This window comes from Sporolactobacillus mangiferae, from assembly GCF_023336505.1.
GTDB lineage: Bacteria > Bacillota > Bacilli > Bacillales > Sporolactobacillaceae > Sporolactobacillus > Sporolactobacillus mangiferae.
This window is the reverse complement of record NZ_JAMAST010000011.1, coordinates 1-26,544: the sequence shown is the minus strand read 5'-3', so window position 1 is coordinate 26,544 and position 26,544 is coordinate 1. Positions and strand designations below refer to the sequence as shown.

At 45.3% G+C, this 26,544-nt stretch carries 26 protein-coding genes and 3 tRNA genes; 23 read left to right on the top strand and 6 right to left on the bottom strand.

Annotated features, from left to right (window positions below):
- Positions 1-58: 58 nt before the first annotated feature.
- Positions 59-664 carry a spore protease YyaC gene (gene yyaC, locus M3N64_RS09640; protein ID WP_249101679.1) on the bottom strand — a complete coding sequence of 202 codons (606 nt, stop codon included), beginning with the start codon at positions 662-664 and terminating at the stop codon, positions 59-61.
- A gap of 144 nt (positions 665-808) precedes the next feature.
- Here yyaC and M3N64_RS09635 point away from each other — a divergent pair, with 144 nt between their 5' ends.
- The 7 genes from M3N64_RS09635 to rpsR all read left to right on the top strand — a co-directional run bounded on the left by M3N64_RS09635 (position 809) and on the right by rpsR (position 5,368).
- On the top strand, positions 809-949 hold the full coding sequence (locus M3N64_RS09635) for a hypothetical protein (RefSeq protein ID WP_249101676.1): 141 nt from the start codon (positions 809-811) through the stop codon (positions 947-949).
- 299 nt (positions 950-1,248) lie between these two features.
- On the top strand, positions 1,249-2,628 hold the full coding sequence (locus tag M3N64_RS09630; RefSeq protein ID WP_249101671.1) for a glycine--tRNA ligase: 1,380 nt from the start codon (positions 1,249-1,251) through the stop codon (positions 2,626-2,628).
- A 140-nt stretch (positions 2,629-2,768) separates the two neighbouring features.
- Positions 2,769-2,984 carry a DUF951 domain-containing protein gene (locus M3N64_RS09625; protein WP_249101665.1) on the top strand — a complete coding sequence of 72 codons (216 nt, stop codon included), beginning with the start codon at positions 2,769-2,771 and terminating at the stop codon, positions 2,982-2,984.
- A 59-nt stretch (positions 2,985-3,043) separates the two neighbouring features.
- Positions 3,044-4,144, top strand: coding sequence for a redox-regulated ATPase YchF (gene ychF, locus M3N64_RS09620; RefSeq protein WP_249101662.1), 1,101 nt, complete (start codon positions 3,044-3,046; stop codon positions 4,142-4,144).
- A gap of 109 nt (positions 4,145-4,253) precedes the next feature.
- On the top strand, positions 4,254-4,559 hold the full coding sequence (gene rpsF, locus M3N64_RS09615; RefSeq protein WP_249101658.1) for a 30S ribosomal protein S6: 306 nt from the start codon (positions 4,254-4,256) through the stop codon (positions 4,557-4,559).
- 24 nt (positions 4,560-4,583) lie between these two features.
- Entirely contained in the window at positions 4,584-5,102 is a 519-nt protein-coding gene (ssb, locus tag M3N64_RS09610) for a single-stranded DNA-binding protein (RefSeq protein ID WP_249101654.1), read from the top strand.
- A gap of 35 nt (positions 5,103-5,137) precedes the next feature.
- On the top strand, positions 5,138-5,368 hold the full coding sequence (rpsR, locus tag M3N64_RS09605; RefSeq protein ID WP_028978122.1) for a 30S ribosomal protein S18: 231 nt from the start codon (positions 5,138-5,140) through the stop codon (positions 5,366-5,368).
- 140 nt (positions 5,369-5,508) lie between these two features.
- Here rpsR and M3N64_RS09600 read toward each other — a convergent pair whose 3' ends face one another.
- The 4 genes from M3N64_RS09600 to M3N64_RS09585 all read right to left on the bottom strand — a co-directional run bounded on the left by M3N64_RS09600 (position 5,509) and on the right by M3N64_RS09585 (position 8,592).
- The gene (locus tag M3N64_RS09600; RefSeq protein ID WP_438271015.1) at positions 5,509-6,060 is read right to left on the bottom strand and encodes a DUF420 domain-containing protein; all 552 of its coding nucleotides are present in this window, start codon (positions 6,058-6,060) and stop codon (positions 5,509-5,511) included.
- A gap of 207 nt (positions 6,061-6,267) precedes the next feature.
- Positions 6,268-6,927 (bottom strand): HD domain-containing protein, encoded by a 660-nt coding sequence (locus M3N64_RS09595; RefSeq protein ID WP_249101647.1) that lies wholly within the window; start codon positions 6,925-6,927, stop codon positions 6,268-6,270.
- A gap of 56 nt (positions 6,928-6,983) precedes the next feature.
- Entirely contained in the window at positions 6,984-7,469 is a 486-nt protein-coding gene (locus M3N64_RS09590) for a chemotaxis protein CheW (protein ID WP_249101644.1), read from the bottom strand.
- A gap of 187 nt (positions 7,470-7,656) precedes the next feature.
- Positions 7,657-8,592 (bottom strand): cation diffusion facilitator family transporter, encoded by a 936-nt coding sequence (locus M3N64_RS09585; RefSeq protein ID WP_249101641.1) that lies wholly within the window; start codon positions 8,590-8,592, stop codon positions 7,657-7,659.
- A 575-nt stretch (positions 8,593-9,167) separates the two neighbouring features.
- Between M3N64_RS09585 and M3N64_RS09580 the strand changes: the two genes are divergently transcribed.
- The 15 genes from M3N64_RS09580 (at position 9,168) to rlmH (ending at position 25,006) form a co-directional block, all read left to right on the top strand.
- On the top strand, positions 9,168-10,112 hold the full coding sequence (locus M3N64_RS09580; RefSeq protein ID WP_249101638.1) for a YybS family protein: 945 nt from the start codon (positions 9,168-9,170) through the stop codon (positions 10,110-10,112).
- A gap of 226 nt (positions 10,113-10,338) precedes the next feature.
- Positions 10,339-12,318 carry a DHH family phosphoesterase gene (locus M3N64_RS09575; protein WP_249101635.1) on the top strand — a complete coding sequence of 660 codons (1,980 nt, stop codon included), beginning with the start codon at positions 10,339-10,341 and terminating at the stop codon, positions 12,316-12,318.
- Positions 12,318-12,761, top strand: coding sequence for a 50S ribosomal protein L9 (gene rplI / locus M3N64_RS09570; protein WP_249101633.1), 444 nt, complete (start codon positions 12,318-12,320; stop codon positions 12,759-12,761). The genes M3N64_RS09575 and rplI overlap by 1 nt, the downstream gene beginning before the upstream one ends.
- Positions 12,762-12,834: 73 nt before the next feature.
- Positions 12,835-14,205 (top strand): replicative DNA helicase, encoded by a 1,371-nt coding sequence (gene dnaB / locus M3N64_RS09565; protein ID WP_249101630.1) that lies wholly within the window; start codon positions 12,835-12,837, stop codon positions 14,203-14,205.
- A 142-nt stretch (positions 14,206-14,347) separates the two neighbouring features.
- Entirely contained in the window at positions 14,348-15,634 is a 1,287-nt protein-coding gene (locus M3N64_RS09560) for an adenylosuccinate synthase (protein WP_249101628.1), read from the top strand.
- Between the two features lie 532 nt (positions 15,635-16,166).
- Positions 16,167-16,243: transfer RNA gene (locus M3N64_RS09555), tRNA-Met, on the top strand.
- A gap of 2 nt (positions 16,244-16,245) precedes the next feature.
- Positions 16,246-16,318: transfer RNA gene (locus M3N64_RS09550), tRNA-Asp, on the top strand.
- Positions 16,319-16,326: 8 nt separating this feature from the next.
- Positions 16,327-16,399, top strand: a tRNA-Phe gene (locus M3N64_RS09545).
- A gap of 536 nt (positions 16,400-16,935) precedes the next feature.
- Positions 16,936-17,655: a response regulator YycF gene (yycF, locus tag M3N64_RS09540; RefSeq protein WP_249101624.1), complete on the top strand. Its 720-nt coding sequence runs from the start codon at positions 16,936-16,938 to the stop codon at positions 17,653-17,655.
- The gene (gene walK / locus M3N64_RS09535) at positions 17,648-19,462 is read left to right on the top strand and encodes a cell wall metabolism sensor histidine kinase WalK (protein WP_249101621.1); all 1,815 of its coding nucleotides are present in this window, start codon (positions 17,648-17,650) and stop codon (positions 19,460-19,462) included. Before yycF ends, walK begins: the two co-directional genes overlap by 8 nt.
- A 1-nt stretch (position 19,463) precedes the next feature.
- Positions 19,464-20,780: a YycH family regulatory protein gene (locus tag M3N64_RS09530; protein ID WP_249101617.1), complete on the top strand. Its 1,317-nt coding sequence runs from the start codon at positions 19,464-19,466 to the stop codon at positions 20,778-20,780.
- On the top strand, positions 20,777-21,595 hold the full coding sequence (locus M3N64_RS09525; protein ID WP_249101614.1) for a two-component system regulatory protein YycI: 819 nt from the start codon (positions 20,777-20,779) through the stop codon (positions 21,593-21,595). Before M3N64_RS09530 ends, M3N64_RS09525 begins: the two co-directional genes overlap by 4 nt.
- A gap of 35 nt (positions 21,596-21,630) precedes the next feature.
- Complete coding sequence (locus tag M3N64_RS09520) at positions 21,631-22,425, top strand: MBL fold metallo-hydrolase (protein ID WP_249101610.1); 795 nt, start codon at positions 21,631-21,633, stop codon at positions 22,423-22,425.
- Between the two features lie 259 nt (positions 22,426-22,684).
- Positions 22,685-23,926, top strand: coding sequence for a S1C family serine protease (locus tag M3N64_RS09515; RefSeq protein ID WP_249101607.1), 1,242 nt, complete (start codon positions 22,685-22,687; stop codon positions 23,924-23,926).
- Between the two features lie 600 nt (positions 23,927-24,526).
- Positions 24,527-25,006: a 23S rRNA (pseudouridine(1915)-N(3))-methyltransferase RlmH gene (gene rlmH, locus M3N64_RS09510; RefSeq protein WP_249101604.1), complete on the top strand. Its 480-nt coding sequence runs from the start codon at positions 24,527-24,529 to the stop codon at positions 25,004-25,006.
- A gap of 146 nt (positions 25,007-25,152) precedes the next feature.
- Here the strand turns inward: rlmH and M3N64_RS09505 are convergent, their stop codons facing one another.
- On the bottom strand, positions 25,153-25,593 hold the full coding sequence (locus M3N64_RS09505; RefSeq protein WP_249101601.1) for a hypothetical protein: 441 nt from the start codon (positions 25,591-25,593) through the stop codon (positions 25,153-25,155).
- A gap of 612 nt (positions 25,594-26,205) precedes the next feature.
- On the opposite strand from M3N64_RS09505, the gene M3N64_RS09500 reads away from it, so the two are divergent.
- The coding region (locus M3N64_RS09500; RefSeq protein WP_249101598.1) for an IS110 family transposase at positions 26,206-26,544 on the top strand (339 nt) is incomplete at its 3' end.

Below are 26,544 nucleotides of genomic sequence, written 5' to 3'. Positions count from 1 at the left end.
GGCAACCAGCCACAACACTGATGCAATCCAACAAATGAATAGCAAAAAAGCTGTACTGTTAATCCATGAACAGCAGTTTTGAGAACAGTCGATTCTTTCTTCGCGTAAGCAGTGCAACACTGAAAACTTGGGCAATGACTTGTGATAGACTCATGACAAGATGCAGACGTGTGTTTTGTAAAACAGAATACTCCATAAAACCGCTAATGTTGACGACACCGGTAATGTTCATATCTCCGACGGGTAACAACTGCTTTTTGACGCCGGCTCCAGGAAACACAGGTCCTTCCGAGACGACAATATTGCCGATGTTTTGCTGCTTTCCCAGACAGGCATCAATACCAATTACAAACGGGTTCTTATAGGATACATTGATCAAGGCCATTGTCTCCTGCAAGTTGACGGCATGTACCGGTTTTTCCAAGGTGCCATATATATAAGTGTTGGGAAGATGGCGCTGTTCAAGATCGGATCCGACAAGCGGTCCAAGAGCATCACCGGTAGAACGATCTGTACCAATGCAAACGACAACAATTGGTGCAGTGCCTGCCGTGGGCAAAAAGTGACGGATAGTCCGAATAATCGAATGGTGATTGCTCGCATCCTGATAATGTACCTGTGCCGTGACCGGCTGTTCCGAAATCTGATCCAATTTAAGACTCATAGATTCGCCTCCCAAGTACACACAGTATATGAAAAAACGAAAAAATTTATACGCGCTAACAGAACATAAACAGCAAATGAGCTGGTCAATGAAAAAACATGATGCTTTACGTAGCCTTTTTTCAAAAAATAGGATATACTATGCATGAACAAATATGACATTTTATTACATGAAAAGGCGATGAAGGAAAGGAGTACTCATTGCAGCTGCATGAAGCGATTCAGGGACAGTGTGAGCCTGGATGCCGCGGATGAGGAAGGCGTTCTTGAGCCGAGTGATGACTGAGTGGATGCGAATCAAGAGCATCAATTAGGGTGGAACCGCGTGAGCAGACAAAAGCTTTCGTCCCTAGGCAGAGCCTAGTTGGATGGAAGCTTATTTTATACTATAAGAAAGTATATAAATTTTAAGGAAAATAGTATAAACGCGGCGGCGACTTCGCCCGTGTCATGGCAAAGCCAAGTTTTCTAATAATAGAATTTTTTTATAAGTGCAGTTAAGGCTTCGCCGCCAGTAGCTTGGTGAAACGAAGTCTCCTAATACTCGCTTATGAGACACCATAATTTGTTAAAGGAGCAAAGACTATGAAATCAATGGAGCAGATCGTTAACCTTGCCAAACAGAGAGGGATCATTTTCCCTGGATCAGAAATATACGGCGGGTTGGCCAATACATGGGATTACGGTCCGATTGGCGTAGAGCTGAAAAATAATGTGAAACGTGCCTGGTGGAAAAAATTTGTCCAGGAGTCACCATATAACGTAGGTCTTGATGCTGCAATTTTAATGAATCCTAAAACGTGGGAAGCGTCCGGGCATGTCACCAATTTCAATGATCCAATGATTGACTGCAAAAAATGCAAATCGCGCTTTCGTGCTGATAAGTTGATTGAAAGTAACATTCCACAGGCAGAACTGCCAGGACCGGTTGACGGTTTGACGTTTGAAACTATGGAAAAGCTGATCAAGAAATATGTTATTGCCTGTCCCGAATGCGGTGAACATGATTTTACGTCAATCCGTCAATTTAATTTAATGTTTAAAACTTACCAAGGCGTAACTGAAACGGCAAAAGATGAAATTTTTCTTCGCCCGGAAACGGCACAGGGAATTTTCGTTAATTTTAAAAATGTACAGCGTACGATGCGTAAAAAAATTCCGTTTGGTATCGGGCAGATTGGTAAATCATTCCGGAACGAAATTACACCAGGCAACTTTACTTTTCGGACGAGAGAATTTGAACAGCTGGAACTTGAATTTTTCTGTAAACCTGGCGATGATAAAAAATGGTTCCAATATTGGCGAAGCTTCGGTTATGAATGGTTAAAATCTTTAAATGTCAAAGAGGAAAACATTCGATTGCGGGATCATCAGAAAGAGGAATTGCCACACTACAGTAATGCGACAACTGACATCGAGTATCTGTTTCCGTTCGGATGGGGCGAATTGTCGAGTCTGTCCTCGCGAACCGACTATGATTTACGCAGACATATGGAAGTTTCCGGACAGGATTTGCAGTACATTGACCAAAACAATAATGAACGCTATATTCCCTATGTTATTGAACCATCGCTTGGCGCGGACCGTGTGACGCTTGCTTTTCTGGCAGAAGCCTATGAAGAAGAAAAGATCAGCGATAAAGATACACGTACAGTGCTCCATTTCCATCCGGCATTGGCACCTTACAAAGCAGCAATTCTTCCGCTTTCGAAAAAATTAGGGGATGAAGCCGCGGCAATCTATCAAAAGCTGGCGAAAGAATTTATGGTTGATTATGATGAAACCGGATCAATTGGAAAACGTTATCGCCGCCAGGACGAAATTGGCACACCGTTCTGTATTACGTATGATTTTGATTCTAAAGAAGATGGAAAAGTAACCGTCCGCGACCGAGATACAATGGATCAGGTGCGCTTATCCATCAGTGAGCTACCTGAATTTCTTAAGGAGAAAACCGCTTTTTAAGAAATGATCTTTCAGAAAAACGATGTCTGCGTCAACATGGCATCCGCAAGATACGAAAAAGAAGCGACTTTCATTTTAAGAAGGTCCATCCTGCCAAGCTTGCTAATGTGATGAAGATGTACAAAGAAGGAGGAAGGACTATGCCGAATTCACGTATCCAATTTGATCTGAACGATGTAGTAGAAATGAAAAAACCGCATCCGTGTGGTGAAAATCAGTGGCAAATTATTCGCATGGGTGCTGACATACGCATTAAATGCATTGGTTGCGGGCATAGTGTCCTGATGCCAAGAAGTGAATTTCAACGCAAAATAAAAAAAGTCCTCGTGCATAGATCTGAGACTGACGAAAAGTAAAGTATGCCAACGCAAAGGAGCGTTGCGAATAGGCAAGAAAGCCTGGGAGGGTTGAAAAAATGAGTTTGACAACGGGTATTGTTGGTTTGCCGAATGTCGGGAAATCAACACTATTTAATGCGATTACACAGGCAGGTGCAGAAATGGCAAATTATCCATTTTGTACCATTGAACCGAATGTCGGTATTGTCAGTGTGCCTGATAAACGTCTGGATAAATTAACCGAGATGTATCATCCTCGAAAGACAATTCCAACAACGTTTGAATTTACCGACATTGCCGGACTGGTTAAAGGAGCAAGCAAAGGAGAAGGCCTTGGCAACCAGTTTCTGGCGAATATCCGTCAGGTGGATGCCATTTCCCATGTCGTGCGCTGTTTCGAAGATAAAAATATTACGCATGTCTCGGGGAAAATTGACCCGATTGACGATATAGAAACGATTAATCTTGAACTCATTCTATCAGATCTGGAACAGGTAAATAAACGCATCGATCGCGTCGAAAAGCTGGCAAAACAAAAAGACAAGGAATCAATTGTTGAATTTTCCGCACTTCAAAAATTAAAAGAAGCTTTTGAAGCGGGGAAACCGGCGCGGCATGTGGCATTGACCGAGGATGAGAAAGAGGCAGTTAAAGCATTTAATTTTCTGACGCAAAAGCCTGTACTTTATGTCGCCAATACGTCGGAGGAGGATATAGCGGCTCCAGAGAAAAATCCCTATGTCCAGGCGGTCAGGGCATTTGCGAAAAAAGACGGTGCGGAAGTCGTTGTCATTTCTGCGCGAATCGAAGCAGAAATTGCTGAGCTGGACGGCGAGGAAAAGAAAGTGTTTCTTGAAGAGTTAGGACTGGATGCTTCCGGATTGGATCGCCTGATCGCCAAATCTTATGACCTGCTTGGTCTGGCGACCTATTTTACCGCAGGTGAAAAAGAGGTTCGCGCATGGACATTCCGTAAAGGAACGAAGGCACCGCAGGCAGCCGGTATTATTCACTCGGACTTTGAACGAGGATTTATCCGCGCTGAAATTGTTTCCTACAATGATCTGATTGCTGCAGGTTCAGAAACGGCAGCTAAGGAAAAAGGACGTCTTCGACTCGAAGGAAAAGATTATGTCATGCAGGATGGCGACATCGTGAATTTCCGTTTTAACGTGTAATGAACTTGAATTGATCAACAGATTGTGTTAATATATTCATCTATGAGTGAGTAAACTTGCTCTCTGCTCCATTGCTGGAGCCGCTTAGTCCAAAGGGAGGTGAATGATTGTGCGCAAATATGAAATTATGTACATTCTCCGTCCGGATCTGGAAGAAGAACAGGAAAAAGCCGTAAAGGAAAAACTGGCTTCCATTCTGACGGATAATGGCGCCGAGATCAATGAAGTCAAGGAGATGGGCAAACGTCGTTTGGCCTATGAAATTGATGACTTGAACACGGGTGTCTATGTTGTTCTGTATGTAACCGCAGGCAGCGAAGCGATCAACGAATTTGACCGTCTGGTTAAGATCAATGATGATGTGCTTCGTTTTATGACGATTAAAGATGAACGCAAACCGGAAGAAGTAAAATAATGAAAAAGAAAGGGGCAGATCCTGATGATCAATCGCGTCGTTTTGGTTGGCAGGCTGACGAAAAATCCCGAGCTGCGTTATACGCCGAATGGCGTTGCTGTTACCAGCTTCACGATTGCTGTGAATCGTCCGTTCTCGAACCAGCAGGGTGAACGAGATGCTGATTTTATTCCTGTTGTTGTCTGGAGAAGACAAGCTGAAAATGCGGCTAATTTTCTGCAGAAGGGCAGTCTGGCAGGTGTGGACGGTCGTATTCAAACACGCAATTATGAAAATAACGAAGGCAGAAGGGTTTATGTCACAGAGGTTGTCGCTGACAGTGTACAATTTCTCGAACCTAAAGGTGCCAGGCATAATGATGGCGGATATATGCCGAACGCGGGCAACTCACCTGCACCGGCTAATCCAACGCGTGGTAACTATGCACCGCCGAACAACCAGAACAGCGGTGTAAGTCAAAGTCAGGGCGCCCCTTCCTTTGATGATCCTTTTGCAGGTGATAGCAAGCCGATTGATATATCGGATGATGATCTGCCGTTTTAATGAACGTTTAAAAGTATTCAAGGAGGTGCCGAACATTGGCTGTACGTCGTTCACGTGGAAAACGCCGCAAGGTATGTTTCTTTACGGTTAACCACATTACTTATATTGACTATAAAGATGTTGACCTGTTGCGTCGATTCATTTCCGAGCGTGGGAAAATTTTGCCTCGCCGTGTAACCGGAACAAGTGCAAAGTATCAACGTCAATTGACAAGAGCGATCAAACGCGCGCGTCAGATGGCATTGCTTCCATATACTACGGAATGATGAATAAAGAAATAGTGATATAATAAACAACCCCCTGAAGATGGATAACCAAAAATCCATTTCAGGGGGTTTGTTGCGATGAAACAATCTTCCACTGCTGTCTTGCACATACACGGGATCGGTTCTTTTAGATCGTCTTATTAATAATAAGGTGCCATCATTAAATAGACGATGACCCCGGTCAGACTGACATACAGCCAAATGGGCATTGTCCATCGAACGATTTTTCTGTGTTTGCCCACCTGCATCGTCCAGCCCCAAACAAGAGAAAGAAGAGCCAGTGGCACAACCAACGCAGCCAGAGCACTGTGTGTGATCAGGATAAAGAAATAGATCGGGCGAATCAAACCCGTTCCGCCGTAATGCGGTGGCGGAGCAAGGTAGTGGAATGACAAATAAGAGATCAGGAACAGCAAGGTTGACGTGAATGCAGCAAGAATGAATCCGCGGTGGACGTTGATCTTTCTGCTTCTAATCGCAACAAGTGCGGCAATAAGAAAGATAAATGTGAAACTGTTGAAGATCGCATTAAAACGTGGGAGCAGGTAAACGTCAAATCCAATATGCCCTTTATAGCCAATGAACGGCGCAAAGAACAGCAGGAGAATGAGTGCATCAGCAATTACAGAAAAAGTGAGTATTGATACAATATAACGGCGATTGCTTCTGGTGCGTTTGTCTGTAACGCTCATGTCCACGTGTTTGTCCATATCTTACAACCCCTTTGTATCACACAAAAATAGTGACAAATCAAATCGGCACAGCTGAGATTCAGTCCGCATCAGGAAATGGGACGAACGGGCCAGCCGCTTTTCACAAAACAGACACATCTATTTTATATTAGGGAAGATACAGACAGGAATCAAGTAAAAGACATGGAATGTAGAGCAGCTGTCAGACTATTTTTTGCGAGCTGTTTCGCTTTCCTTTGATTGCAGAAGCGCTTTGGTAATTGATCGAATACGAGTGTGCGATGAAATCTCTTCTGAAATCATTTCCTTAAGAATCACATGAATAAAATAACGAACCGAGGCCAAGTCACGAAACTGTAAAATTGAGGAAAGTGCTTCCTTATAAATCTGAAAAAAGAGCGACTCAGGATTGCCTTTTTGGATCTCACCGAAGGCTTCATAGAGAAGATCAATTTTGTCGGCAACGGCAAGAATGCGGCCTTCAAGAGACTGGTCTTTTCCTTCTTTAAAACGTTCTTCATAGACTTTACGGAACTGACTCGGGAATTCTTTATCCAGATATTCATGCGTCATCGATCCTTCCACCTGCGAAAAAAGTTCGCGAAGCTTTGGCAAGGCGTACTTTACGGGTGTTTTGATATCGCCGGTAAACAATTCTGAGTAGTCATGATTGATTGCCTTTTCATAAAGTGTTTTCCAATCGACTTCCTGTCCGTCCGCGGATTCGACTGTTGCAAGGAACTGAACAATGGTCGCAACTTTGAAAGAGTGGCTGGCAACGGAGTGTTCCTGGTATTTAAAAACACCCGGACAGCGATAGATGCCTTCCAGGTCAGATAAGCTTTGAAAATATTTATGAATCCCCATAAATGTCCCCCCCGCATAAAAGAATAGAACATGCGTCAACAAGGCGGTCGGTCATTTCAGCTGATATAGCCAGCCTCTTCCCGTTTTTTTGTGTTCAGACGGGTTCCGTATTGGATAAGGTCAGGTATACTGAGCATAGGCAGACGTTTTTTATCTAACTGTACGGACTTTGGTAAAAGTTTGAACATAAGTTCATCGGTCTTCTCTGTTACCTCATTCAGATCCTCAGGTGCAAAACGAAAAGGGTCGCCAACTGCATCAACCGAGATCGCTATTTTTTCCGAACCCGACACACAAACAACATATTTATTATCTTTATTCGAAAAAGATTGTTTTGATACGTGAAAAACGGATCGCAGACTAAGAACGGGAATAATGCTGCCACGTATAGAGATGAGGCCGGAGAAAAAAGGATCGGTCACCGGTATGAACAAGGGCTGAACAGGTTCAATGATCTCCTGAATATCACGAATCAGAACGCCCATCTCCAGTTCGCCGGCAAAGGCTGAGATTCCCAGGCAGTCCTCTGAATGTAATGCCATATCTATCACTCCGATCAATGAATTAAACGATGTGCTGAATCAATCAAGGCTTGCTGCTATTCTATCAATAATATCGAACATCAGTCAGGAATAATTAATACAGGCAAGACAAGCTGTAAAGAACGTACAGCTTACGCAGGCCATGAGTGGCTGCTTTTTGATAGTATAAACGAATTTTAAGCAATCGTCATTTATTTTTCAGATGTGGCACAGATTCTGGCTCAATGAGTTTTTGATCCTCATACCAGGGGTTAATATGAATGAGTACTTCTTCAACATCCGGATATTCATGAATCATTTTTGAGCGAATGGCTTCGGTCAGGTCGTCGCCTTCCTGAATGGTATAGGATGCCGGGATGCGTATCTGCGCATCGATCAGCACGGCATTCCCATGTTCACGGGCACGAAGAATATCAATATTTTTAACTTCCGGAAACGAAAGAAAAATTTCGCGATATTTTTCCTGATCTTTTTCATCGACGCTACTCTCCATTAATACATTGGTTGCTTTAACCATCATGATCACAGCAATACGCAGGATCAGAATGGATACGACGATACCGGCAACCGGATCGCCGTAATGGGTATAAGGAATGTGCAGTATATTGCCGACCCAGCTGACACCAAGTCCAAGGGCCGCAGCGATGGACGCGTAGATATCAGCCAGATGATCGGCTGCTGTTGCCTGCAGACTTTTACTGTGATAACGATTGGCTGCCTGATTGGTGTAAATGTAAAGCAGCCATTTCCAAAGTGCAGAGACGAGTGCCGCACCGAATGCCCAAATGCTGACTGATGAAACCGGGCCAAGCAGTGCCTTTACTGCTTCATAGGTCAGAAAAAGGGCCGCGGCGGTCAAAATGATGGAAATAAAAGCGGTAGAAATATCCTCGGCCTTTCCGTGTCCGTATGGATGTTCACGGTCAGCTGGATGATTGGACAATTTCATTGAACCGATCGTTGCAACTGAAGCGATCACATCGCCACCATTATGCACCCCGTCGGCGATCAGTGCAGTACTGTGAAAAATTAATCCAAAGATCAGTTTAATTAGGGTAAGAAGCAAATTGCTAATTAGGCTGACCCATGCAGTAAACAAAGCTTTCGGTCCTTCATAGGTCATAATGATTCACGCCCCTTAAATTGTTTGCCCAAGGAAAATCGTGAAACAGAAAAGGCAATCCGCTTGCGGACCGCCCTTTTAAAATATTTATGTGTACTGTCAGTGTATTCATAAAAACTACCAACTCTCGTTGATCGAAGTGGTTAATGAAATGCTAACGAAAAACAAATGATAAAGCTGAAATACAGTTTACTGAGAAGCCCTGTTTAACCTTATCACTGTCTTTCGAACCTTTTTTCATAAATGACCCATTTCATGGTGAAAAAGCAGCTTAAAGCCTGTTGAAAAGGGGCCTGAGACGCTTTTTCAGGCTTTTAAAGATAACATTATAATTATAGGTGCAATTGATTTGAATGGCAAGAATATGAGGATGTTCTTAAATCAGAAGTGCTTTTGTATTATAATGAAAATTATGGACTATTCACAGTCACATGAATCATCCAATCATGGAATCGATACATAAAAACGCAATAGGCAGCTGTATAAATTCAGACGACCAGACGGTTGCCGGCTGCGCTGTGAAAATAACTGGCTCAAGGTACGCCGCATGAGTAAATAGCTGGAGAGGTGTCACTATGAATGACCGAAACGCTCTACTTCGCGGGGCGCTTGCAACAATTGCTTTATACATCCTGATTGTTTTAACTTTGTTTATTCCCTATCTTTCTTTACTTACGGTCTGGCTTCTGCCGGTTCCGTTCATGTTTCTTGCAGCGCGGGACGGGTGGAAATCGACGTTATGCCTGCTTGGGCTCGGTTTACTTTTCTTAATTATTTTAGATCATTCAGTTTATCTGCTGATACCTGTATTTTTTATGCTGCTTGGCGGTGTCATGGGGTATATGATTTTTTTGAAAAAAGATGCCTTTACCCTTTTACTTGCAGGAAGTCTGACCAACATTGCGGTCCTGATTGTCTGTCTGGCGATTTCTGTGCTTGTATTCCATTTTAATCCTGCCTCTGCAGTCCAATCGGCACTGAATGATTCATTTCAGCAAACGCTTGAACAGATGAAGCCCGTGCTTGAGTCAAATACAGATGAGTTGGCTGCTCAGTACAAGGAACAGCTGGCCAATGTCGGCCACCTGACGCCGATGATTCTGATCATGATCGGAGTATTTAACGCTTTAATTGCTGAGCTGATCGGGTTGCCTGTTTTGCGAAAACTGGGAGTGGACGCACCGCGATGGGTACCGTTCCGATTATGGCAAGTGCCGAAAAGCACCATCTGGCTTTATCTTGCAGTCTTGTTTGTCGGGTGGTTTGAAATGGGGAATGAAACGCCGCTTTTCACTGTAGTTTTGAATATTGACTTGATTCTGCGAATTGTGCTGGCAATTCAGGGTTTCAGTCTGATCTTCTATTATGCGCACGCACGAAAATTTCCATTAATTGTGCCGATTACGATTACTTTGCTGACCGTCCTTTTCGGATTCTTGCTGCTGCAAATGGTATGCATATTGGGTATAATTGATCTAGGCTTCAATCTCAGGAAGCGAATCAGTCAGAAAAAGCTTTGACGGGGATCTGCCCTGTGGTGCCCTTTCAGTGCTACAAAATCGATCTGTTTATTCGTGCCGTTTTTTATCGCGATTGGCTCACTCGTTGATTTCTGAATGCAAGTGCGAAAGCAGCGATCAACGCATATTTCGGCAATCGATGAAAGATGATCGAAAAAGTAACGGTAAAGTGTAACAGCGAACTCATTTAAGTACAGAATATGCGGACTATGGGAGCTGAAAAATCTTGGCGAACCAATTTAAACATCGATGGCGCAGCGATCTGCTCACTGTGATCGGTCTGCTGTTTCTCCTGTTTCTTGTCTTCGTTGCTTTTTTAAATTGGCTGCTGGCCATTGCCGGACTGGTTCTTGTCGCATTGTCCGTATTATGGTTTCTGCTGAACGAAAAACAATTTGATAAAGAATTTATTCAGTACGCGGCTGGCCTGTCCTATCGACTAAAGAAGGTCGGCAATGAGGTGCTGCTTCACATGCCGATCGGTATACTTCTGTATGATGCTTCAGAGCGCGTCGCCTGGTGTAACGTCTATGTCAATCAAATTGCAGACGAGGAAGGAAAGACGGTCATTGGCCGCCCGCTTAATGAAATTTCCGAATCATTAAGCAAAATGATTGCTTCAGATAAAGAATCAACGATTATTGCAGTGAACGACCGGCAGTATCGGGTACGCCTGAGACGGAAAGAGCGCTTGCTGTACTTAACGGACATTACAGACATTCTGGAGATAAAAAAGCAGTACTACAATGAAAAAACGGTTGTTGCTTTAATCTTTTTAGATAATTATGATGAAGTAACACAGGGTCTTGAAGATCAGGTACGCAGTACAATAAATAATGAATCGACATCAATTATCAAATCCTGGGCGTCCGAAAATGGCATTTATTTGCGTCGAACGGCTTCGGATCGCTTTCTGGCTATTTTAAATGAGCGCCTGCTCCGTTCCATTGAGGAAGAACATTTTTCGATATTGGACAAAGTGCGCGAAATTACGGTGCCTCTCAGTCATATTCCGTTAACACTGAGCATAGGGGTCGGAGCAGGCACCGCCTCGCTTGAAGATCTTGGAAGCTATGCACAGTCAGCCCTGGACTTGGGGCTTGGACGCGGTGGCGATCAGGCGGTGATTAAACGTCCTGATGGCGATGTCCGTTTTTATGGCGGCAAATCCAATCCTGTTGAAAAGCGGACACGGGTTCGTGCACGAGTGATTTCGCATGCTTTATCTGAACTTATGCTCGAAAGTGATCAAGTCATGGTCATGGGGCATCGTGCACCGGATCTGGATGCGATCGGCTCCTGCATTGGCATTTTGAAAATCGCCCACGCCAATGGGCGCAGTGCGAAAATCGTCATGGATCAGGCCCATAATGTTTCCGGAGTTTCAAAACTGCTTGACGAATTGAAAAAGCAAAAGAATCTGTGGTCTAATTTTATACCCCCGGAACAGGCAGCAGGTCAAATCACGAAAAAAACATTGATGGTCATTGTCGATACGCACCGCCCGTCTTTAGTTGTCACACCGGAGCTGCTTGCCGCGTGTCAGCGCGTGATCGTTATTGATCACCATCGCCGGGCCGAAGAATTTATTAAGGATCCTGTACTTGTTTATATGGAGCCGTATGCGTCATCTACCGCAGAACTGGTGACGGAGCTGCTTGAGTATCAGCCTAATGAGCGACCGCTGGAAATGATTGAAGCAACCGCGATGCTGGGAGGCATTGCGGTCGATACAAAAAACTTTACGCTTCGGACCGGCTTTCGCACTTTTGATGCTGCATCCTATTTGCGTGCACATGGTGCGGACACGATTCTTGTGCAGAAGTTTCTCAGCGATGATCTGGAGCAGTTTAATCTGCGGGCGGCACTGATTCGCCGAGCCACTTTTTATAAAAATAAAATAGCGATCGCAGTCGGCGAAGAAGATCAGACGTATGATCAAGTGCTGCTTGCACAGACCGCAGATACCATGCTGATGCTTGAGGGCATTCGGACGTCATTTGTCATTGGAAAACGCACGGATGGACAGATTGGTGTCAGTGCTCGCTCGCTTGGTGATTTAAATGTTCAGGTGATCATGGAAAGCATTGGCGGCGGCGGCCACCTGAATAATGCTGCCACCCAAATGGCCGATACGACTCTTGATGAAGCCGCTGCCCGTGTGACTCATGCAATCGATCTGTATCTTGAAGGAGGATTGTCTTAATGAAAGTGATTTTTTTGAAAGACGTTAGAGGAAAAGGGAAATCCGGAGATATTAAAGAGGTAGCTGAAGGTTATGCGCGTAATTATCTGCTTCCGAAGAAACTTGCGGTAGAAGTGAATAAAGGCAATTTAAGCCAGCTTGAAGCTCAAAAGAAGAGACGGCGTGAGATTGAGGAAAACGAACGGCATGAAGCTGAGGCGTTAAAGAAAAAAATTGAGGCTATGACTATAGAAATGAAAGCGAAGTCTGGTGAAGGCGGCCGATTGTTCGGCTCTATCACAAGCAAACAAATCGCGCAGGCCTTAAAAAAAGCGGATGTCTCGATTGACAAGAGAAAAATCGATCTGCCAGAACCCATTCGCACGCTTGGTTACTCAGACGTACCCTTAAAGCTGCATCCGCAAGTGCTTGCAAAAGTAAAAGTCCACATAACGGAAGAATAAAGAATAATCCGCCTGGCACAACGCGCCTGGCGGATTTTGAGATACTTATGTTCAAGAAGAAGGAGGGCGCGAGATGAGCGATTTATTTGCCGACCGGATTCCACCGCATAATATGGAAGCTGAGCAGGCAGTGCTTGGGGCTATTTTCCTGGAACCTTCAACGATTATTACAGCCACCGAATTGCTTGTTCCGGAAGACTTTTATCGGACAAGCCACCAGCTTATTTTTTCCGTCATGATGGGACTGTCTGAGCGTAATGAGCCGGTCGATGTGGTTACTGTAACCAATGCGCTGCAAACGTCGAAACGTCTGGAGGAAATTGGCGGGGTATCCTATCTTGCCGAACTTGCCGGATCTGCACCTACGGCAGCAAACATCGAGTATTACTGCTCAATTGTCGCAGAGAAAGCGACACTCCGTCGCCTTATCCGAACGGCAACACAAATCGTATCTGACAGTTATACGCGTGAAGATGCCGTCGAGGGCATTCTGGACGATGCGGAACGCAAGATCCTTGAGGTTGCCGAGCAGAAACGTGGCGGTGAGTTTCAGAGCATTAAAGACATTTTGATGGAGACCTATGATAACATTGAAATGCTTCAGAAACGTCAGGATGACGTTACAGGAACGCCGACCGGTTTTCTGGAACTGGACCGGATGACCGCCGGTTTTCAAAAAAGCGATTTGATCATTGTGGCTGCCCGTCCTTCTGTCGGAAAGACGGCCTTCGCTCTGAATATCGCACAAAATGTTGCCATAAAGAACGAGGCGAACGTTGCGATTTTCAGTCTGGAAATGGGTGCACGGCAGCTTGCGATGCGTATGCTGTGTGCTGAAGGAAATATTGACGCGCAAAAGCTGCGAACAGGAAAACTCGAAGATGAAGACTGGCAGAAACTGACGTATGCAATGGGCAGTCTTTCACGCGCTGGTATCTATATAGATGATTCACCGGGTATCCGCATAAATGATATCCGTTCAAAATGCCGCCGACTGAAACAGGAAAAAGGTCTCGACATGGTGATCATTGACTATTTGCAGCTGATCATGGGATCAGGCGGTACGAACCGTCAGGAAAATCGCCAGCAGGAAGTGTCGGAGATTTCCCGGACGCTGAAAGCAATGGCACGAGAACTTGATGTTCCGGTCATCGCGCTGTCGCAGCTGTCACGTGGGGTAGAGTCAAGACAGGATAAGCGCCCAATGATGAGTGACATTCGTGAATCCGGAAGTATTGAACAAGATGCCGATGTCGTTGCTTTCCTCTACCGAGACGATTATTACAACAAAGAAAGCGAAAAACAGAACATTATTGAAATTATTATCGCAAAACAACGTAATGGTCCGGTGGGAACTGTCGAGCTTGCCTTTGTTAAAGAATACAGCAAGTTTGTTAATATTGACCGGAAACACAGCGACGAAGATGTGCCCAGAGGTGCATAAGTCAGCTTTTTGAATCCGAACGATGATGTATAAAAACGTCCGAATGTTCGTTTTCACGTTGACTTTTCATTCAAATACCTGTTAGACTTAACAGTGGCTTTAGTGAACTAAATTTTACTTGAAGAAGTAGGGGGCTGAATGAATGTCTTCTGTTGTTGTTGTTGGTGCACAGTGGGGCGATGAAGGAAAAGGAAAAATCACCGATTATCTTTCGGAAAACTCCGAAGTCGTTTCGCGTTATCAAGGCGGGGACAATGCCGGACATACCATTGTATGGAATGGCAAAACTTACAAATTACGTTTAATGCCATCGGGAATTCTCTATAAAGAAAAATTATGTGTGCTTGGTAACGGAATGGTTGTCAATCCCAAATCGCTGTGCAAAGAATTGGATTACATGGAAGAAAGCGGCGTCAGTACGAAAAATCTTCGGATCAGCAATCGAGCTCATGTCATTCTTCCTTACCACTTGAAATTGGATATGCTGGAAGAAGAAAGCAAAGGCGCATCCAAAATCGGTACAACACAGAAGGGCATCGGCCCTGCTTATATGGATAAGGCGGCCCGGATAGGTATTCGGATGGCTGACCTTCTCGAACCAGAGACCTTCCGAATGAAACTTGCCAAGAATCTGAAGGGAAAAAACCGGCTGCTTGAAAAGATGTATGATAGCGAAGGTTTTGATATTGATACCATTTATGAAGAATATCTGGCATACGGAGAACGGCTCAGGCCGCTCGTCTGCGATACTTCTGTGGTGCTGAATGATGCACTGGATGCTGGCAAGCGTGTCCTGTTTGAAGGCGCTCAGGGCTGCATGCTGGATATTGACCAGGGAACTTATCCGTTCGTTACCTCATCCAATCCGGTTGCCGGCGGCGTAACCATCGGTGCCGGTGTCGGCCCAACGAAAATCAACCATGTTGTCGGTTGCGCCAAAGCGTATACCACACGCGTCGGCGACGGACCGTTTCCTACGGAACTGAATAATGAGATTGGCAACCGTATTCGCGAAGTCGGTCATGAATACGGCACAGTGACCGGCCGCGCACGTCGTGTCGGGTGGTTCGATAGCGTTGTTGTCCGCCATTCACGCCGTGTGAGCGGACTTACAGATCTGTCGCTGAACTGTGTGGATGTGCTTACCGGTCTTGAGACTGTCAAGATTTGCAAAGCCTATAAGTATCAAGGCAAGCTGGTTGAAGAGTTTCCGGCGAGCTTGAATATCCTTGCCGAATGCGCGCCGGTTTATGAAGAAATGCCAGGCTGGACAGAAGATATTACCGGAGCAAAATCACTTTCTGATCTTCCGCAAAATGCCCGTCATTACATGGAACGGATTGCGCAGCTGACCGGAGTCGGTTTGTCGCTGTTCTCGGTTGGCCCGGATCGAACTCAGACTATTGAAGTACGCAGTCCATTTGCTTAATTAAAAAATAAACAAAACCATCAGACGCCTCACTGTTTTTTCAAGTGGGGCGTTTTCTCACAGATTAAGAAAGCATAAGATTTTGGCTAAGCATAAAGTGTAAGCCAGATACGAAAGCGCACTGGCACCTGCGGGACCGACCCGCATGCCATCGCTCATAGATTCCATGTGTCCGAGAAGGCCCGTGGTGCGCCCGTGGCAAGCGAGCAGCTGGAGCGCCGATTCAGTACCGCAAAGACACGAACCCAGTTTCGATTACAGAGTAAAAGGAACTTTCACTAAGGGCGCATATATCCTGTATGCAACGCGAAAGCCACCGCATCATGCGGGAAGCTTAGCTTAATCTTTCTCACAGGGAAAGAAAGTGTACGACTTTGCTCTGTATCCAATTAACAATGGCTTGGCTGAGCATCAAAGTGGGGATGCGAGCGTCCAGCGATTATTCGTTAACGTAGTTTTAAAAAAAAGTTGCGTTAACGAATTAGTCGTGTTAAAATATTTCTTGTGCCGCAAAAAGACACGTTTAAAATATCGCGGGGTGGAGCAGTCTGGTAGCTCGTCGGGCTCATAACCCGAAGGTCGTAGGTTCAAATCCTGCCCCCGCAACCAATGGATCCGTGGTGTAGGGGTTAACATGCCTGCCTGTCACGCAGGAGATCGGCGGTTCAAATCCGCTCGGATCCGCTTATTATGGCTCGATAGCTCAGTCGGTAGAGCAGAGGACTGAAAATCCTCGTGTCGGTGGTTCGATTCCGCCTCGAGCCATGTTTCCCGGACATAAGCGTCGCTTCGCTTTTAATATGAATACTTAACAGGACAGGCCCTTGAGGTAAAACGCTCAAGGGTCTTGTTCTACTATAAGAAAGTATATAAATTTTAAGGAACATAGTATAAGTGCGACGGCGGCTTCGTCTTCGCCAGAAGCTTGGCGAAACCAAGTTTTCTAATGTAAGAAAGTCTATGATTTCGCCCTGAAACCAATCAGCAGCCTAATTTGGGTATCAAAGCAAAGGTACGCTCGCGGCAAGCGGGCAGCCGCAGCCGATGCAACCAAAGGAATAGATCAACGAATCATGGTTGGAGATTGGGGCGTTGGCCGATTTTTCCCAAGCCTTACTCATTATGACATCCTGATCAGGAGTATGATAAAATATAAAGGAAACGCCAATTTTGATTGTCTGCGGCAATAGTTTAACTTAGGAATAGACCTTGATCAGCTAAATTGCATGCGAATAATACTATTAGTAAAAAAACGACTGCGGAAAAATAGATGACATGAACGTAAAAGGGGGCTGAGCGATTTGGAAAGTAAAATTTTAGTTGTTGATGATGAGCAGCCAATTGCGGATATACTGCAATTCAATCTGGAAAAAGAAGGTTACGAAGTCATTTGCGCTTATGACGGCGAAGAGGCGCTTGAAAAAGTTGAACAGGAAAATCCGGATATGATTCTGCTTGACGTGATGCTGCCGATCAAAGATGGCATGGAAGTATGCCGTGAAGTCCGCAAAACGCATAATATGCCGATTATCATGCTGACGGCAAAAGACTCGGAAATTGATAAGGTGCTCGGTTTGGAGATGGGTGCGGATGACTATGTCACCAAACCGTTCAGTAATCGTGAATTGATTGCGCGTGTGAAAGCGAATCTAAGGCGGCATAAACAGGAAGGCACAGAGGATGAGAAGAAGCAGGAAAATAACATTGAGATCGGTGATCTGGTGATTCACCTGGATGCCTACGTAGTGACCAAGCGCGGGAAAGTACTGGAACTGACACATCGAGAGTTTGAGCTGCTCCATTATCTTGCGGACCACATCGGACAGGTGATGACGCGGGAAAATTTATTGCAAACAGTATGGGGCTACGATTATTTTGGCGATGTCCGAACCGTTGATGTTACCGTGCGCCGGTTGCGTGAGAAAATTGAAGACAATCCGAGCCGGCCGAACTGGATCATCACCAGGCGTGGCGTGGGGTACTATCTGAAAGAGCCGAATCAGGAGACCAGTGATGAATAAGGTCGGTTTTTTTAAATCGATACAGTTTAAGGTTGTTTTGATCTATGCGTTACTGATCCTGCTCGCGATGCAGCTGATCGGTGTCTATTTTACAGACCGCGTCAAGACGATTACGCTGGACAGTTTTGAAAAGTCGCTGGAAAACCAGAGTCAGCTGATCGCCTGGAATGTAGGCGAAACCATCAGAGAGACTCAGGAATCCAATGCCGAGGATCCAAACCATATCACCGATCAGATTCAGAATCAGCTGCTTGAGCTTGACAACAACATTCGTGAGATTGAAGTCATTGATGAAAATGGTGTCATTGTTGCGGCAGATGAAAAACACAGCAATGTGATCGGGAAGAAAACGACTAATCGTTTGATCATTCAGAACCTGTCTTCGAATGTCACGAATAAATACCGGCGAACGGATCACAACAACGGTGAACGGGTCGATATTGTGACAACACCCGTCAAAGTGGATAATCGGCATTTTGGCGTGCTCTATGTGGAAAAAAGCTTTGAGAGCGTCTACGAGCAGCTTCAGCGCATTAATCAGATTCTTGCGACGGCGACTGTATTTGCTTTAGTTGTAACAGCGGTTCTTGGCTTTTTCCTGGCACGCAACATCACCCGCCCGCTTGTTCAGATGCAGCGCCAGGTACTTGCTGTATCACAGGGGAATTTTTCAAGAAATGTAAAAGGGACCGAATCCGACGAAATCGGCCAGCTCGCCGCTTCTTTTAACAATATGACGATGAAACTCCGTGAAGCCAATGCAACGACCGAATCGGAACGGCGGAAACTGAAGTCGGTCCTGACTTATATGACGGACGGTGTGATTGCCACTGACCGCAAGGGTAATGTCATTCTGATGAACAATCGGGCAGAGCAGCTGCTGAATGTTTATCGGCAGGATGTGACCGGGAATTCAATTCTTGATTTACTGAGAATTCGCGGTGAGCACAAGATCATGGATCTTTATGAATTAAATGATTCGATCGTCCTTGATTTCAGTACGGATGATGAAACGATCCTGCTCCGTGCCAATTTTTCCGTTGTAAAAAAAGATAATGGTCTTGCTAACGGCCTCATCGCAGTGATTCACGATGTAACCGAACAGGAGCAGGTAGATATGGAGCGTCGTGAATTTGTTGCCAATGTTTCGCATGAGCTGCGCACGCCGCTGACAACGATGAAAAGTTATCTGGAAGCACTGCAGGACGGTGCTGTAGAAGATGCTGCGCTGGCAAAGAAATTTCTTGGCGTTACGCAGCATGAAACGGAGCGTATGATTCGCCTGGTCAATGACTTGCTGCAATTATCCCGCCTGGGGTCCAAGGATCAGAAACTGAGGCTGGAGCGGACCGATTATGTTCTTTTCTGCGGCAGTATTATTGACCGTTTTGAAATGTCCAAGAAACAGAATATTGACTTTGTCCGCCAGTTTCCAAAGGGTTCTTTCTATGTTCAGATTGATCGGGACAAGCTCACGCAGGTGATTGATAATATTATTTCCAATGCGATGAAATATTCACCAGAAGGCGGCATCATTACGATTCGGATTACACGCCGAGGGCGGAACATTCGAACGATGATCAAGGATCAGGGTGTTGGTATTCCAAAAGAAAATCTGCCCAAGATCTTCAACCGTTTTTACCGAGTGGATCGTGCGCGCTCGCGAAAATTGGGCGGTACCGGACTGGGGCTTGCCATTGCAAAGGAAATGATCGAGGCACAGGGCGGCGAAATCTGGGCGGAAAGCGACTGGAACCGAGGAACGACAATTTATTTTGTGCTTCCGCTGGATAGAAGGGATCTTTAATATGCATCGTGAATGGGTTAAATCCGTATTGCTTGGCGTGCTTGTGCTGGCCAGTGTTGCCATGACAGCAAATATCCTGTTCTACAAATCAGACTTTGAGAATTATGATCCGAATTCAACGAAACAGGTAGCGATTGCGGAAACGCGTAAAATACCTGAAATTATCCGGCCTAATCTGATGCTGGAGCATAACGTGAACGGAGAATTTGGACAGACAGGCAATGCGCGGCTTCAGAAAGTGTACACGTTGCTCAGGCAATCGGTCTTTCGTGAACAGACGGGCAGTAATGTTGAAAAAGGAAAAGGCAGCACCCATTATAAGCTGATTTTTCCGGCACCGCTTACTTTTGAGACGCTCAGCAAGGTCTTTCAGTTTGACAATGCCAAGTCAATGCGTGCCAGTCATACGCTTGTTGATCGTATTGATGTATTTACCTCCTCGAACGGACGCAATGTGACCGCTGTTTTTCTATCAGCGGATGAAAAAAACAAAATTTATACAACAGTTGATCACTTAAACATTAACAACCTTAAAGCATTATATGCGGATACTAAACTTCAACCCTATGATCGTCAGCCTTTAAAAGGAAAGGTTGTCTACCTGCCGCATGATAAGACAACGGTAAACACGGAGGTCAGCTACTTTAAAGAAATTTCTCTGGAAGAATTCATTCCGATCCTGTTTACTGATCCGGACAACGTTTTTGCGGCAAGAGGGAAAACAGAGTACACCGACAGTGAGCGGCAAATGGAGCGTACGAATAATGTCATTCAATTCGTGAATCCGGGTATTGCAAACACAACAGAGCAGCGTGCGGATCCGATCCTTACCAGTCTTGAATGGATGAACAGCGTTAAATTATGGACAGATGATTATATTTACCAAGGCATTTCATTAAAGAACAGTCGCGGTGACGGTTCCGTAACCTTTCGCATGACACTGGGCAATTATATGGTCTTTAATACTGAAGCCTATCCTAACTGGTATCTGAGTATGGTTGAGTTAACGTGGCGAAGCGGCGAACTGAGCAATTATAAAGGAACGCTGCTTGACTTGAACCTGGTAGACAGTCAGGGAAGTGTTACGCTTGAACCAGGCAAGACGATACTTGACCGTCTCAGCCGCACTCGGGTAAAGGTGAAGTCTGTTGAGGATATGGCTATCGGCTATGAATTAAAGAACCCGACCTCCGTGTCCGATCAATCTGTCGTAGCAACACCGGATTGGTTTTATAAGATAGATGGACGCTGGTATTCTGCGACGAACACACTCATGATCAATAGTGATATTGGTCAGGGCAAGGAGGATCAGTCATGAACTGGGGCCGAACCAAATCCATTTTCATCATTTGTTTCCTGCTGCTCGATGTGTTCCTTATTTTTGAAATGTACATGAGGCAGCAGAATGAAAACATTGAGGACATACCTGATGGCAGTTCCAAAATACACAATTATAAAATAGAGACCGTCGTTCCGGCACTGCCACGGCAGCTCACTTTTCTTCGCGGAACGCGTGTTGATTTTACAAGGCAGAAAGAGGCCATTACGAAACAATTGAATCAGAAAAGCGGCACTGTAAAACAAAAAATCAGCCTGAGTGAGAACGGACGCCAGTTAACCAGCACGTTTGCCAAACCGATGTCTATCGCTGCTATTAAAAATGAAGATGTGCAGAAGAAACTTCTCAATATGATTTATCAAGGTCAGGATTACAAACTCTGGCAATCTGGTGAGGATAAAAAGATTATTCGCTTCGCTCAGGCTTATCAAGGCCGCCCAGTTTATGTCAGTGCCCGCAATCGGATACAAATGCTTGATTTCACCGTTCAGAAAAAAGATCTTATTGGTTATCGCCAAAGTTATTTTAAACTGACAGAAAATAAAAAGAATCACTTTGCCTTGATTGATGCAAGGCAGGCAATCAATAATCTGGCAGATCGGACGGATCTTGTCGGCTACAGTACACTGCATATCAAGGGAATAGAGCTGTGCTATTTGAACACGGTGGGGGATGAGAGCGCGGAACCCCTCATCTTCGTTCCTGCCTGGCATCTTGACGTCCATGTAGACGGCAGCGGGACAACCAGTTATTTTGTCAATGCGGTTACCGGCAATGTCCAGTCATTGAATTAACAATCATGTGTGTACCACCTTGGGAGGGGTAGATTGTGATCTTTCGTTTTAGCGTACTGGCAAGTGGCAGTACAGGGAATTCACTTTATATAGAGACGGAGCAGCATCATCTTTTGATCGATTGCGGCCTGAGCGGGAAAAAGATGATCGAATTGCTTGATCAAATCGATCGCAAGCCGGAACAAATTGACGGTATCCTGATTACGCACGAACATAGTGATCATATAAAAGGGCTCGGCGTCTTTGCCCGTCGTTTCCATACGCCGGTTTATGCCAATGCAAAAACATGGCAGGCTATGGCTGACGGCATTGGCGAGATTCCGAGCGAGCAGAAATTTGAATTCGCACCCAATACCATACAGGATTTCGGCAGTTTGTCCATCGAGTCATTTTCCGTTTCACATGACGCGGTGGATCCGATGTTTTACATCATTCATGATCACGGGAAACAGCTTGCGCTTCTCACCGATCTCGGCTATGTCTCGGAACACATTAAAGGACTGATTCAGAACTCGGACGCATATATTATGGAAGCAAATCATGATACGGAGATGCTGATGATGGGACGGTATCCGTGGAGTGTTAAACGACGCATACTGGGAGATACCGGGCATATTTCAAATGATGAGTCGGGTCTTGCTTTAACGGAGGTGCTGGGCAATCACACAAAGAAAATCTATCTCGCACATCTGAGCCGCGACAACAACATGAAAGAACTTGCACGTATGAGTGTCGGCCAGCACCTTGAGCGCGTCGGACTGAATTTGGGACAGGATATCCGTCTTTTTGATACGGATCCCGAGCAGGCCACCACTTTAACAGCTATTTAAGTTTATTTCAATCAGAATGTGGCTATTCTTTACATAGAACAACGGCAAACTTGCGATGCATATAGAAATAGTCACATATTGTTCGCATATCGGCGCGCACGTGATAAATTATTGACAAAAGGAAAATATTAACGATAAGGTATCGTACTGACTGCTTTCCACGGAATGCAGTGATTTTCACTTCTGCCTGGGAACACAGGGTATTGTCAGAGCGGGTGTTCCTTTAAATACGATAGATCATGAAGAGGAGGAATGGTAGATGGGGTATTATGATGATGAAGACAACCACACAGAGAGCAAGCCGGAATCCGATAACCCGTCCCGTCAGCAACGGGAATCGCGTTTGCGCGGCGGCTGGTTTTTATCTGGATTTATTGGCGCCATTGTCGGCATGGTTTGCCTGCTTATTTTCGCGCCGATACTCTCAGATCTGGGTGTCTTTCCTTACCAGGTGACAGGTAGCCAGAACAGCAATACGACCGGCAGTGCGACATTTAACCGTCAGGTCAATGTCGATGTGACCTCTTCAGTTACTGATGCTGTGGACAAAGTATCACCTGCTGTCGTTGCCGTTATCAATCTGCAAAAGGCCAACTTTTTCGATAATAAGTATACCGAGTCGGGAATCGGATCAGGCATTATCTATAAAAAGGATAATCAGTATGCATACGTCGTGACGAATAATCACGTTGTATCCGGCGCGGAGAAAGTGGAAGTCCGTTTGAGTGATGAATTAAAAACCAGCGCAACGGTGCTTGGTAAAGATTCGCTTTATGACCTGGCTGTATTGCGCATTCCGGCGAAAAACGTCAAGACCGTTGCGGAGTTCGGTAATTCATCGAAATTAAAGCGCGGCGAACCGGCAATCGCGATCGGCAATCCGCTCGGATTCTCAGGCTCTGTGACCGAAGGCATTATCAGCTCGACGAATCGCACCATTCAGGTGGACAGCAACAACGCGTCAATTGAGGCACAGGTCCTTCAAACAGATGCAGCGATCAACCCGGGTAACAGTGGCGGCGCACTGGTGAATATTGGCGGACAAGTCATTGGCATCAATTCATCGAAGATTGCGTCCACCGGAAGCAGCACAGATGAAAGTGTTGAAGGGATCGGTTTTGCGATTCCAATCAATGTGGCTAAGCCAATCATTAATGAACTGGAGACCAACCGAAAGATCGAGCGTCCGATGCTTGGCATCAGTATCGTCGATCTGTCCATGGTACCGAGTGAAGAAGCCAGCCAGCTCGAGATTCCATCGAAAATCAAAACTGGTCTGGTCGTCACGGACGTTCAGCGTTCAAGTCCCGCGGCCGGCAGCGGTCTTGAGGCAGGCGATGTGATCACAGAGATTAACGGTTATAAAATTAAGAGTTATATTGATTTCTCGACATATATGTATACCAAGCTTCATGCCGGGCAGAATGTGACGATCAAATATTACCGGATGGGTAAGGAGCATACTACGAAACTCACGCTTGGCAGCAAGACCTTTTCATAAAAAATGATGTATCTGACGGGTTCAGGGACTCTTCTTAAGAGAGATCCTGAGCCCGTTTTATTTGTGCTGTAAGAAAGTTTAAAGTCCAGCGGGTTTATAGTAAGTGCGACGGCGGCTGTGCCTTCGCCAGAGGTTGGCAAAACCAGGTTTTCTAATTCGAAATGGCACCGGAAACACACACACGATCAAGTGCGATGTGAACAAAAGGCGCAGGATTGTGGATAAATTGTGCGAGAAATAAACAAATATCCACAGGTTATCCACTTTTGTGAAGAAAATGTTCTTAACATGGGGGAAACTCATGTTTTTCATATATGGTAAAATGAGTGCAGCTCTCAGTTAACAAGTGTTTATGCCATGCAAAACATCAGGTTTTTTCGGTCTCAGCACCACTTTTAATGATTATACTGTGGTTTGTGTATTCATTTTGACAAAAAAGGTTATTTTTCGAGAAAAAAAGTTACCCACAAACAATGAAATACGCTTTTTTTCGACGCGTATATCTAGTAGCAAACGCATGATTCCATACAGAATATTGAATCGATCTGTGGATATGTGTATAACTTCTGTGTATAACTCTAACTAAGGTTGGGATAAATTGTGAATATCAGTATCTTAGTCGTAGGCAAGCTGAAAGAAAAATATTTCAAACAGGGGATCGCTGAGTATACGAAACGTCTCAGTCCTTATACAAAAATAACGATCACTGAAGTACCAGACGAGAAGGCTCCGGAAAACTTGTCCGCTGCAGAAATCGAACAGGTGAAGCGAAGCGAAGGCGAACGGCTGCTGAAGAAATTACCCGACAGTGCCTACGCTATTGCACTTGCCATTCAGGGAAAACAAATCTCATCCGAGGAATTCGCCACCAGGATTCAGGACCTCGCCACCTATGGGCACAGCGAAATCGCCTTCATCATTGGCGGCTCAAACGGACTCAGCGATGAAGTGCTCAGCAGGGCAGACTTTCAGCTTTCCTTCTCCAAGTTCACCTTTCCACACCAGCTGATGCGCCTGATCCTTATTGAGCAGATCTACCGAGCGTTCAAGATCATGCGCGGAGAACCGTATCACAAGTAAATGAGGTTTTTTGGGGGGAGTCAGTGAATAAATATACATAAATAAATTTTCGTAATGCGTAGTAGACAGCAACCGCCAAACTTCTGCCGACCTCTGCGCCCCGCGTCCAGCGACTTTCTAACGTGCCGATAGATAATAGGCATCGATCAATTCGGCGCTTGTGAGAAGCAGCTGCATACGGCGTGATGGACAATGCGTACATAGGCCAGCTTTTCGATCCGTCGGTAATCCTTTTCCAAAAACCGCACTGTCGTCCGTACACGGCCGGACGAACGCACCACCGAATATGTCGGATGGTTGTAATGACCGGCATACAAATGAGCAGATGACGCCCAATAATTGCGCTTAAAATACGGCGTAAGGGACTGAATGACCGGCGTCGTAATCAGCGCACTCCGGCAAAGATATTCAGCGAATCTTTCATGGGTGTGTCCGTGATATAGCTGACACGCGCCAGGCATTCGTTCTGCGTGACCGACAACACGGGTCGTATCCAATGGCGTTTGTTCGATCGTGTTTTTCGCGTGCGCTCTCCCTTGATTTCCTGCATCGATGCATCCTTCTCTCCTTTTAAGTCTGCGACACATTCTCATGGTCGCAGACTTAATTTATGAGAGGGACAGCCAAATAGAACCATGCGACACTTATTTCTTGCGCGAAGGCAGTCCATATTTCTTTTGGTGCTCTAAGATTTTTTGGATGAGTTTGTCCCGTTCCTGTTTAGTGAGCTTCTTCGCCATGGGTTATATCTCCTCGTATAATAAGTTTTGAAGTTAATAGTCATCCCTGTTCAGCTCGGGTACTGCGTGATATCCTCTAGTTGTTCATTGGAATGGATCCAACTGGACTAGGCTTATTTCTCCTCGTATAATAAGTTTTGAAGTTAATAGTCATCCCTGTTCAGCTCGGGTACTGCGTGATATCCTCTAGTTGTTCATTGGAATGGATCCAACTGGACTAGGCTTATTTCTCCTGTAGTTCGACTACATTTAAAGTCTGCCGCCCAGGCAACTGCCAGAAATGCTGACGCACAAGATGTAGCGGCTGCGGCTCAACTCATCAGAAGCAGGATGAGGCAGCTTTGAACGCGCAGCCATGGTCTACTGATCGCGAGGTCGTGTTCATGCAGTTGTAATTAGGGGACATCACAGAGTATCCGAGCTTATTCCAAAATTGATCAAGAAAGGAGGTCCTTCCCAATGAAACTGTTTGTTGGTATTGATGTGAGTTCAGAGAAACTAGACGTTTGCTTTTTGGACAGTAATCAAGATAAGCTGATCCAAAAATCTTTAGCGAATAATCTTATCGGTGCCGGTGCCATTAAGGACCTGGTGTTAAAGTTCCACTCAGCCGTCCACTATCAACGGGTGGTGATCGGCATGGAATCCACATCCATCTACAGCTTTCATCCAGCGGTGTTTTTTCATGAAGATGCGGACTTGAAGGAGTTGCCTCTCGATGTCGTAACCCTCAACCCAACGACGATTCATCGTTATAAAGGGCTGTTTGACGAGGACAAGACCGATACGATTGACGCC

Excerpts from the sequence above, each read along its gene's own strand:
- yyaC (WP_249101679.1), bottom strand. The coding sequence starts at position 664 with ATGAGTCTTAAATTGGATCAGATTTCGGAACAGCCGGTCACGGCACAG.
- M3N64_RS09635 (WP_249101676.1), top strand. The coding sequence starts at position 809 with ATGAACAAATATGACATTTTATTACATGAAAAGGCGATGAAGGAAAGG.
- M3N64_RS09630 (WP_249101671.1), top strand. The coding sequence starts at position 1,249 with ATGAAATCAATGGAGCAGATCGTTAACCTTGCCAAACAGAGAGGGATC.
- M3N64_RS09625 (WP_249101665.1), top strand. The coding sequence starts at position 2,769 with ATGCCGAATTCACGTATCCAATTTGATCTGAACGATGTAGTAGAAATG.
- ychF (WP_249101662.1), top strand. The coding sequence starts at position 3,044 with ATGAGTTTGACAACGGGTATTGTTGGTTTGCCGAATGTCGGGAAATCA.
- ssb (WP_249101654.1), top strand. The coding sequence starts at position 4,584 with ATGATCAATCGCGTCGTTTTGGTTGGCAGGCTGACGAAAAATCCCGAG.
- M3N64_RS09600 (WP_438271015.1), bottom strand. The coding sequence starts at position 6,060 with ATGAGCGTTACAGACAAACGCACCAGAAGCAATCGCCGTTATATTGTA.
- M3N64_RS09595 (WP_249101647.1), bottom strand. The coding sequence starts at position 6,927 with ATGGGGATTCATAAATATTTTCAAAGCTTATCTGACCTGGAAGGCATC.
- M3N64_RS09590 (WP_249101644.1), bottom strand. The coding sequence starts at position 7,469 with ATGGCATTACATTCAGAGGACTGCCTGGGAATCTCAGCCTTTGCCGGC.
- M3N64_RS09585 (WP_249101641.1), bottom strand. The coding sequence starts at position 8,592 with ATGACCTATGAAGGACCGAAAGCTTTGTTTACTGCATGGGTCAGCCTA.
- M3N64_RS09580 (WP_249101638.1), top strand. The coding sequence starts at position 9,168 with ATGAATGACCGAAACGCTCTACTTCGCGGGGCGCTTGCAACAATTGCT.
- rplI (WP_249101633.1), top strand. The coding sequence starts at position 12,318 with ATGAAAGTGATTTTTTTGAAAGACGTTAGAGGAAAAGGGAAATCCGGA.
- dnaB (WP_249101630.1), top strand. The coding sequence starts at position 12,835 with ATGAGCGATTTATTTGCCGACCGGATTCCACCGCATAATATGGAAGCT.
- M3N64_RS09560 (WP_249101628.1), top strand. The coding sequence starts at position 14,348 with ATGTCTTCTGTTGTTGTTGTTGGTGCACAGTGGGGCGATGAAGGAAAA.
- walK (WP_249101621.1), top strand. The coding sequence starts at position 17,648 with ATGAATAAGGTCGGTTTTTTTAAATCGATACAGTTTAAGGTTGTTTTG.
- M3N64_RS09530 (WP_249101617.1), top strand. The coding sequence starts at position 19,464 with ATGCATCGTGAATGGGTTAAATCCGTATTGCTTGGCGTGCTTGTGCTG.
- M3N64_RS09525 (WP_249101614.1), top strand. The coding sequence starts at position 20,777 with ATGAACTGGGGCCGAACCAAATCCATTTTCATCATTTGTTTCCTGCTG.
- M3N64_RS09515 (WP_249101607.1), top strand. The coding sequence starts at position 22,685 with ATGGGGTATTATGATGATGAAGACAACCACACAGAGAGCAAGCCGGAA.
- M3N64_RS09505 (WP_249101601.1), bottom strand. The coding sequence starts at position 25,593 with ATGTGTCGCAGACTTAAAAGGAGAGAAGGATGCATCGATGCAGGAAAT.